At 39.6% G+C, this 7,863-nt stretch carries 4 protein-coding genes; 2 read left to right on the plus strand and 2 right to left on the minus strand.

Annotated features, from left to right (window positions below; translation table 11 throughout):
- Positions 1–313: 313 nt before the first annotated feature.
- The gene (locus CALSC_RS22660; protein ID WP_088243512.1) at positions 314–2,740 is read right to left on the minus strand and encodes a PAS domain-containing protein; all 2,427 of its coding nucleotides are present in this window, start codon (positions 2,738–2,740) and stop codon (positions 314–316) included.
- 435 nt (positions 2,741–3,175) lie between these two features.
- Here CALSC_RS22660 and CALSC_RS22665 point away from each other — a divergent pair, with 435 nt between their 5' ends.
- Both CALSC_RS22665 and CALSC_RS22670 read left to right on the plus strand, forming a co-directional pair.
- A complete protein-coding gene (locus tag CALSC_RS22665) occupies positions 3,176–4,471 on the plus strand; it encodes a M16 family metallopeptidase (protein ID WP_088243509.1) in 1,296 nt (431 codons plus the stop codon).
- Positions 4,472–4,844: 373 nt separating this feature from the next.
- Positions 4,845–5,690 (plus strand): hypothetical protein, encoded by an 846-nt coding sequence (locus tag CALSC_RS22670; RefSeq protein WP_088243510.1) that lies wholly within the window; start codon positions 4,845–4,847, stop codon positions 5,688–5,690.
- Between the two features lie 219 nt (positions 5,691–5,909).
- Here the strand turns inward: CALSC_RS22670 and lepA are convergent, their stop codons facing one another.
- Positions 5,910–7,721, minus strand: a complete 1,812-nt coding sequence (lepA, locus tag CALSC_RS22675) for a translation elongation factor 4 (protein WP_088243511.1) — start codon at positions 7,719–7,721, stop codon at positions 5,910–5,912.
- Positions 7,722–7,863: the final 142 nt, after the last annotated feature.

Consider the following 7,863-nt stretch of genomic DNA (forward strand, 5'->3'; position numbering starts at 1 on the left):
GAATTATCAATGTCCCATATTGATAAACTAAGGGCTAAACATTGTTTTTTTTTATATCTAAACTATTTTTACATTACGATATTTTATATTTATTCTCTTTTTAAATCAATACTAAAACATTTCTAAATTTACGGCATATCTCATATGGGTGAAGTACAAATGGTCTGGCGATAATGCCCATACCACAATAGCTTTATGATTGATATTAGTACTTCATTGATTCGCAAAATCCTGTATCATCCTCTCCAACTTTGAATGATTTGTTCATGAAGTTGCTAACAGTTGATAACTGTTAAAGCTACTTAGCCTTACCTTAATATAAATGGATTGGTAATGTAATCATAAAAGTAGCCCCTTGTCCTGGTTGACTCCTAGCAGTAATACTCCCATGATGACGTTCAACAATTTTTTTACAAATTGCTAGACCAATACCAGTTCCTTCGTATTGACTACGACCATGCAACCGTTGAAAAACATTAAATATACGTTGTAAGTACTTTTCTTCAAACCCAATTCCATTATCTTCTATAATCAATTGAAAACATTCACTACCTGCATATTTATTTACTTGGGATTGATGATCTTGACTATAAATTTTGACAATGGGTGATGTTTCTGGACGATGGAACTTTAAAGCATTACCAATTAAGTTTTGTAACAATTGGCGCATTTGTAAGGGATCAGCAACAATATTAGGTAAATCTTGTACTTCTACTGTCGCCCCAGTTTGCTGAATGGGAATTTCCAAATCAGATATTACTTCCTGGGCAATTTGGATGAGATTGACTCGGATAAAAGGCTCTCCTCTGGAGGTAACTCTTGACAGGGTCAATAAGTCTTCAATTAGTGTCTGCATTCGCGAAGCAGCATTTTGCATTCGGTCTAAGTAATCACGCCCTTTGGGAGTTAGGGCATCACCACAGGTAATTTTCAGTCTATCGCCAAAGGTTTTGATTTTCCGGAGAGGCTCTTGCAAATCGTGGGAAGCAATAAAAGCAAATTGTTGTAACTCTTCATTGGAACGAACCAAATCTTGACGCTGGCGAGTTTCTGTTTCTAAAAGTGTAGCTTGTGCTAGGGCAACACCAATTTGATCTGCCAGTTGCTGCAATAATTGTGTTTCCCATCCATTCCACTGACGAGTATGAGCACACTGATGGGCAATTAATAGCCCCCAAAGCTTATTTTGGTGCATAATCGGAACGACCAAATTTGCTTTGACGGCAAATCTTTCCAGCAATTCCACATGGCAAGGTTGAATTTTAGCTTGGTGGATATCGTTAATGGCATTAATTCGTCCTTGACCATAAAGTTCTGTATAATCCGATTCAAAACAGGGGTCAGTGATATGTTTTCCTAAAACCACAGGAAAACCGGAAACTACTGATTCCGCAACTGCAATGACACCATCTGGGAGCAATTTAACGATTAATACTCGGTCTGCCTGGAGTAATTTTTGTACTTCAGTCACGCTGGTTTGGAGAATGTCATCAATTTGCAAAGATTGGCGAATTTTTAAGGTAATATTAGCGAATAATTGCGATCGCAAGTTCTGACGCTGTAATTCTTCTTCTGCTAATTTACGTTCAGTAATATCCGTATGTGAGCCTGTCATCCTCACTACATTACCATCTTCATCCCACAATGCCTGCCCCCGATCTAAAATCCATTTATACCTGCCATCTTTACACAAGACTCGATGTTCGCTGATATAAAACGGGGTTTTCTTGTCAAAGTGATCTTGAATTACTTGCATCACCCAGGCAATATCATCGGGATGGGTGCGTTTTGCCCATTCATCTATATGGTTTGTAATCTCATGTTCCTCATAACCAAGCATTGCTTTCCATCGGGCGGAAAAGAACACTTCATTAGTCTTCACATTCCAATCCCAAATCCCATCATTATTACCCCGCAGTGCTAATTGCCAGCGTTCTTCACTTTCCTTCAGTGCTGACTCTCCTTGCTTGTGAGCAGTAATGTCTATATCTATCCCAGACATCTTCACTGCTACCCCAGCAGAGTCACGAAACACTTTACCTTTGCTTTCTATCCAACGGATGTTACCATCGGGCGTCAAAACTCGAAACTCTAGATTGTATTCTCTACCTGATTCAATAGTCTGTTGGATGTAATCATTGACAAAATCACGATCTTCGGGATGAATACAATTAATAAAAGCCTCATAAGTACCATCAAAAGAGCCTTTCTCCAAGCCAAATATTGCTTCCTTATTATCTGACCAAATTACTCTTTGAGTGATAATATTCCACTCCCAAGTACCCATATGTGCTGCTGACAGTGCCACCCTCAGTTGTGCCTCTTGAGTTTGCGCCTGTTCACTTTGTTGGCGTAATTTTTCAAAGGTATGACTAGCTTCCAGAAGACGATGGATTCTTTGCCGCCATACAAACAATTGCATTGGTTTGGTAACATAATCCGTAGCACCTGCTGCAAAAGCTTTCTCTACGGATGCCGAATCATCAATAGTGGTAATTATTAATATAGGTATATTTTCCTTGCCAGGGATTTGCCGCAATCTCTGACAACAAATTATCCCATCCATTCCTGGTATTACTACATCCAACAGTACCATGTCTGGTTGGAACTGAGTATATAAAGAAACTGCATCCTCACAGTTAACTGCTTCTAGGACTTCATATCCTTCACCTTCTAATAGCGTACGCATTTGCATCCGCAATAATTGATCATCGTCCACCACCAGAATTAAATTAGACATTTTATCCATGTTGCAATTGCAGTCATAATAATTTTAGATTTTAGATTTTAGATTTTAGATTGACTCCATTGCAGTCATAACAATTTTAGATTTTGGATTTTGGATTGACTCCATATCTAAATACAGTGAGTTCTTGGGGGTTTCCCCATGAGCAACTGCATCAATAAACTAATTATTGCGAAAGAGTACTTATATCATGTCCGCCTGATTACTTATGATATTGCCATCCATGCAAAAATCACCCAAACTCTTTCTCCCCCTGCCCCCTTGCAGTCCTAATGATAAGTATTTAACCGGACAGGGTATTATGCATCGCGGCACAATTATTAATTATTGATCCATAAATAAAGTTAGGGGCTTGTATTCTTTTCTTCTTCGGTCATCAATTAAATTTCTATGCCAACATATAAAAGTAGGAGCATTACCAATTTACCAATGACATCAACCCTGCTGAAATTTCCCCGTTTGAATGCACCTGTGCTACGTCAGTTATCCAATGGTTTGACTATCATCGCCGAGCAAATACCTGTGGAAGCAGTTAATCTCAACTTGTGGGTTAATATTGGTTCCGCCATTGAGTCTGATAATATCAATGGCATGGCTCACTTTTTAGAGCACATGATGTTTAAAGGTACGGAGAAACTGGCAAGTGGTGAATTTGAACGTCGCATAGAAGAACGGGGGGCGGTGACTAACGCAGCTACTAGTCAAGATTATACTCATTACTACATTACTACTGCTCCCCAGGACTTTGTGGAATTAGCAACCTTACAAATTGATGTGGTCACAAATGCAAGTATACCTGATCATGCTTTTGAGCAGGAACGGTTGGTAGTTTTGGAGGAAATTAGGCGCTCTGAAGATAATCCCCGTCGTCGTACCTTTAGAAGGGCGATGGAAACTGCATTTAATAAACTACCTTATAAACGTCCGGTATTGGGTCCAGAGGCGGTAATTTCTCAACTTAAACCCCAGCAAATGCGGGATTTCCATGAAACTTGGTATCAACCCCGTTCCATGACGGCGGTGGCTGTAGGTAATTTACCCGTGGAAGAGTTGATCGATGCGATTACGGAGGGATTTTCACAAGCAAGTAAAAATCAAGGTTCAGGGGTTAGTTTTACTCCAGTAGAGCCTGATACAGAATTACCATTTACTGAAATTATTCGCCAAGAATTTATTGATGAAAGTCTGCAAAAAGCTAGATTGGTGATGGTGTGGCGGGTTCCTGGTATGATGCAGTTGGAAGAAACCTATGCTTTGGATGTATTGGCGGGGATTTTAGGACAGGGAAGAACATCAAGGTTAGTTAGGGATTTACGAGAAGAGAGGGGTATTGCTACCCATATTTCTGTGAGTAATATAACTAATCGGCTCCAGGGTATCTTTTATATTTCTGCACAGTGTACCGTGGAAAATATCCCTGTGGTAGAAGCTGCGATCGCTACTCATATCCGTAAGCTACACACAGAAATAGTGCAAGATGCAGAAATTGCCCGCATCCGCACAAGAGTGGCTAATAGGTTTATTTTTGGTAATGAAAAACCAAGCGATCGCGCCAATTTATATGGTTATTATCAATCATTAGTAGGAGATTTGGAACCAGCTTTTGATTATCCCTTACATATTCATCAACAAAGTGGTGAGGACTTAATGCAAGCTGCACAAACATATCTATCTCCGGATGCTTATGGTGTGGTAGTGATGAAACCAAAAACAGCCGAAAATTAAGCATTAAAAGCCAAATACCTGCAACCTGCTGTATTATAGCGCTACGCGCAAGTAATAAGTTTACTGCTCATAGGTTTCAGCTTTCAACAATGTCCTAACATAATTGCGTAGCGCTATATTTGCAAGTAAGTTCTACCATCCCTATAGTATTATCATTATATTTAAATACGTATTTTTACTTAGTAAAATATCAAAAAAATAAATTTCTATAAACGCTGGAGTTTTTATATTAAAGGAATCTTTACAATCTGATAGATTAATAATCCGGAATATTATTTTTTAAACTGAATGTGTAATTAATCACTTTTTCATTGCTGATTGGTGTTAATATACGGCAGTTTCCAGGTAGGCATCTAGCTACCAAAAATGAGTTATGAATATAGTTGACGATATCACTCTAATCCGGAAATTTGTACAGGGAGAAACGGAATTATGGTTCAACCAGAATTTGCGTATAGAAACAGCCTGTAAAAAAATTCTGTTGATGACAAAGAGTGGAAATATGTTGGCTAATGTTGATGAAGAAAGCAACTTTCAGTCATTTCTCGTCAACCGTGAATCTCGCTATTGGCAATTGATGAACCAGGTACTACTAGAGCATCATTTAATGCCAATAAAAAGTACAGATAATGGATGGACTAAATATGATTATTTTCCCATTCCTGACAACTATAAAATGAACTTTACAGAAGTTAGGGTCTTATGGCGGCATTGGCGTAACCATCAATATCAGCAAATAAAGTCAGGTTTACATTTTTTTCTGCCCGATTTGCTAGTAGCTACTGAGAATAATTGGCAAAAAGTTGAAGCTGTAGAATTTAGTCAAGAAAATGTATATATTACCACCGCTACTGATGAAATAATGTTACACTTATCGGACTATTTAGTCTGGTTGGATAATCCAGAGGAAACATCTAGATATCAAATTAGTCATGATAATGATGATCAAGTTTTACAAACTATTGCTGACGAGCCAATAAATAATCAACAATTAAGATCACAATCTGCTTTGATATCTAGAGCTAAGGATAGTGAATACGATCAACTATTAGATCCGTCCTTACCTTTATTGGAGGATGACATCAGTAGCAATTTGAATATTAGTCTTAATCAGGGAAAACTCTACATTCAAACTGGAGAAGGAGAGGTGGTAGTAGAAGGAGAAAACATTCGCTTCTGGTTTCAGCCCCATCCCCTAAAAAATTCAAGTGATAATTAGGAAATGGGAACTCATACCATCTTCAGCAACCCTAGGGAGTATAGGGAGTGATGGAGTGAGGGAGTGAGGGAGTGATGGTTGAGAGTTAAGATTTTTTATCTTTCCCTCTTCCACTCTTTCCCTCTTCCACTCTTTCCCTCTTCCACTCTTTTTCTCTTTCCCTCCTTCCCTTTTCCCTTCTCACCTAACCAGGGATTTTGGTATTACTGAATAACTTGCTTACTGTGTATCTAAGCGTAAAACAGCCATAAATGCTTCTTGGGGGACATCAACAGTACCCACAGATTTCATCCGCTTTTTACCTTTTGCTTGTTTTTGTAGTAGTTTCTTCTTACGACTGATGTCACCACCGTAACACTTCGCCAGTACATCCTTACGTAAAGCGGGAATATGTTCGCTGGCAATCACTTTACTACCGATCGCAGCTTGGATGGGAACTTTAAATTGATGACGAGGGATAAGTTCTTTCAGCTTTTCTGCCATTGATCTGCCCACACCATAAGCTTTATCTCGGTGGACAATCATGGCAAGGGAATCTACAGGATCGCCATTAATCATTAAATCTAGCCGGACTAAAGGATTTTCCTGGTAGCCAATTAAATGGTACTCCATACTCGCATATCCCCGCGATCGCGACTTCATTTGATCAAAAAAGTCCGTAACTACTTCCGCCAAGGGTAACTCATAAGTTAAAGTAGTGCGCCCTTGGGTGAGATACTTCATATCCTGAAATATACCCCGACGACTTTGTGACAACTCCATCAAGGTCCCCACAAATGTTTCTGGAGTAATCATCTCTACCTTCACATAGGGTTCTTCAATTTTTTCCCTTTCATTGGGAGCAGGTAGATGGCTAGGATTATCAATATACATTTCCTCACCCTTCACCGTTGTTACCCGGTAAACTACGGAAGGAGCAGTAATAATTAAATCCAGATTATATTCCCGTTCCAACCGTTCCTGGACAATTTCCATGTGTAGCAAACCCAGGAAACCACAACGGAAGCCAAAACCCATAGCACTAGAGGTTTCCGGCTCAAATTGCAACGCTGCATCATTGAGTTTGAGCTTATTCAATGCCTCTCGCAAATCTTCAAATTGATCTGCATCAATGGGGAACATGCCACAGAATACCATCGGATTTGCCTCTGTATAGCCTGGTAATGGCTCTGGAGCCATAGATTTAGCTAAAGTAATGGTATCCCCTACCCGCGCATCACTAACGGCTTTAATTGCTGCTGAAATATAGCCTACTTCCCCTGCGTGTAGTTCTTCCACAGGCTTTTGGGTTGGAGAGAGCACCCCCAACTCATCAATATCGTATTCCTTACCTGATATCATCAGGTTAATGCGATCGCCTTTTTTGACAGTACCATCCATGACTCGAAAGTAAACAATTACCCCTCGATAACTGTCATAGTAGCTGTCAAAAATTAGTGCCCGCAAAGGCTCTTGTATGGTGTCGCGGGGTGGTGGTATGCGCTTAACAATTGCCTCTAAAATATCATCAACACCAATACCTTCCTTAGCAGAAGCTTGGATAGCATCGCTACAATCCAAGCCAATAATTTCTTCAATTTCGCCAATAACTCGCTCTGGTTCTGCTCCAGGTAAATCAATTTTATTTAAAACAGGGATAATTTCTAAATCATGCTCCAGTGCTAAATATACATTTGCCAAGGTTTGTGCTTCTACCCCTTGAGAAGCATCCACCACCAGTAAAGCACCTTCACAAGCTGCTAAAGAACGAGATACCTCATAAGAAAAATCAACATGTCCAGGAGTGTCAATTAAATTCAGTACATACTCCTGTCCATCCTTAGCCTTGTAATTCATTCGGGCCGCTTGCAGCTTAATTGTAATGCCGCGCTCCCGTTCCAAATCCATATTGTCGAGGAACTGTTCCTTCATTTGCCGCCTTTCCACAGTACCAGTGACTTGCAGCAAGCGATCGGCAAGGGTTGATTTCCCGTGATCTATATGGGCAATAATACAAAAGTTACGAATGCGATTTACGGGAACGTCAGTCATATACTTCTTTGCTTTACCAGCAACTTAAGATAAAAACACAGTTACTTAAAGTATTTTAATGCTTTCTGGGTGAAGATGCTGCTAGTTATAGCAAAAGGCAGCTATGCTATAACTAGCAGCTAGAAAGTTAATGATCGATATT

This window comes from Calothrix rhizosoleniae SC01 (assembly GCF_900185595.1).
Classification (GTDB): domain Bacteria; phylum Cyanobacteriota; class Cyanobacteriia; order Cyanobacteriales; family Nostocaceae; genus Calothrix_A; species Calothrix_A rhizosoleniae.

Coding starts and splice junctions, on each gene's coding strand:
- CALSC_RS22660 (WP_088243512.1), bottom strand. CDS start 2,740: ATGTCTAATTTAATTCTGGTGGTGGACGATGATCAATTATTGCGGATG.
- CALSC_RS22665 (WP_088243509.1), top strand. CDS start 3,176: ATGACATCAACCCTGCTGAAATTTCCCCGTTTGAATGCACCTGTGCTA.
- CALSC_RS22670 (WP_088243510.1), top strand. CDS start 4,845: ATGAATATAGTTGACGATATCACTCTAATCCGGAAATTTGTACAGGGA.
- lepA (WP_088243511.1), bottom strand. CDS start 7,721: ATGACTGACGTTCCCGTAAATCGCATTCGTAACTTTTGTATTATTGCC.